This window comes from Enterocloster sp. 210928-DFI.2.20 (assembly GCF_020554465.1).
Taxonomy (GTDB): domain Bacteria; phylum Bacillota; class Clostridia; order Lachnospirales; family Lachnospiraceae; genus Enterocloster; species Enterocloster bolteae.
The window spans coordinates 1-1815 of record NZ_JAJCHK010000081.1; the positions used below are offsets into that span (position 1 = coordinate 1).

Here is a 1815-nt window from a genome sequence, read left to right on the forward strand (position 1 = left end):
TGTCCATGTAATAAATCAGCTCCGGATGGTTATAGACCTGGCCGAATTTCCGGATTCCCACGTTATATACCCGTGCCCGTTCTGACTTCATCAGCTGCAGCAGGGCAAAGGATTTTGGCGGCAGGGCCTTCTCATACCGTTCCCCTTTGTCAAACAGTTCCTGCGGGGTACAGTATGTTTCTCCCTGGTTTTTCAGGCCCCTGTGGACCTTCACCGCATACACGTTGTGCAGGTAGTGGCTCCACTTCTCATAAAACTCCTCCATGGTCAGCAGCTTCCCCTGTTCAAGCATACGCTTGATGTCCTTGTCAATCTTGGCGCTGGTCCTGCTTCCTGTCAGTGTACCCGTGTAACTCTTAAACCACCGGGAGAATCCATCGCATACCGTCTTAAACAGACGCTCTATTTCGGATTTACTCCATGGCTCATAAGGACGGCTCCGGTGGAAGTCCTCTATCCCAATGGTGTGATAGAATCCCGCTTTTACCTCCTCAAATCCGGCATACCGTTCTGTTTCCTCCCGGGTGGGATAGCGTCTGACGCCGGTCAGTTCCCTGGAGGTATAGTCCTTTCCGTTGTCAATGTTCAGGTATTTCGGCATCCCTCCCGGGGTTCCGTACAATACCTTAATCAGGGATTGCTTCAGTATCTGGGCATTGGCATCCCGGCAGATGATATCCCCCAGCACCATGCGGCTCCTGGCGTCAATCCAGGCCACCAGCTTAGGCTTGATGGCCGTCACCTTCCCATTAGGCAGCTTATAGGAGACCCAGCAGTCAAAGGTATGTTCATCCCCCAGAAGGACCTCCATGACCTGGAGGGACCGGGTATCGCGCAGGGCCTTCACCATCCGCTTGTTCTTCCACGCCCTGTCACCTTTGGCTGCAAGGAAATAGGCGCTTTCCAGCTGCCCGTCTGCCATCAGGTGGGAGATGTAACGGCATACACTCTGGTAAGATGGGATGGGCCAGCCATTGGCCGTACCGATTTTCAGCAGCTTGTCATACAGCATCTGGCGCTTTCCTTCATTCCGGGCAAAGTCCTTGTCGAACCAGATGTTGTGTATCTTCTGCTTCACTTCCGGCGTAAAGGTGGGGAAGGTATTGGAATCCTTGGGTTTCCGGCACAGGCACAGGACCTTGTAATAATCGTAGTTGGCCCCGGTCTCCCGCAGCATCTTCAGGGCCCACCCTGCCGCCTCCAGGTATTTGTCCATGTGGCGGTACAAAGTCCTTTGGCTCATTCCCAGCTCCGCCGCCTTACGGATGATGTACTCCGTCTTGTCTGCATCCGAATAGTTGATGATGTCCTGCAGGAGCCGGGACAGCTCCACCGCCTTGTAATATGCCTGGCTGTGGTTCTCTATGTACCAGTTCACATCGGTATCCAGGTACCAGGGCTCCTCTGGGGGCAGGTTCTCCATCACGATATCACTTCCTTCTTCCGTATCTATCTTCTTCATGGCCCGGTAGGCCTTCTGGGCTTTGGGGCTTAGGTCAGTAAGTTTGATGTATTTTCGCTCTTTTCCACCAGATAAAATTTTCTCTTTTCGTAACACAATTTCTGCATTCTCTTCTCTACGAGAAACCTGTTTCATAAAAGTTCTATATAACATCCCTTCTAAATCAGATGCATCTTTCATAGATATATAAATTTCTTCCATCAGATTTCCCCCTTTCTGTTGCAATTTGGCTGTTGGTATAGTACAATGCAGATGAGTATTTATCGGAACGCCCGACCTTCCCCCAGAAGTAGGGTGTTCTTCTTTTATGCAAGTCCATATCCAGCCCCCTATGCCACATCATTCTCATTTAT

1 protein-coding gene is annotated in these 1815 nt (G+C 51.0%); it reads right to left on the reverse strand.

Going from position 1 to position 1815, the window contains the following annotated elements:
* The coding region (locus LI015_RS27870) for a transposase domain-containing protein (RefSeq protein ID WP_227126770.1) at positions 1–1462 on the reverse strand (1462 nt) is incomplete at its 3' end.
* Positions 1463–1815: the final 353 nt, after the last annotated feature.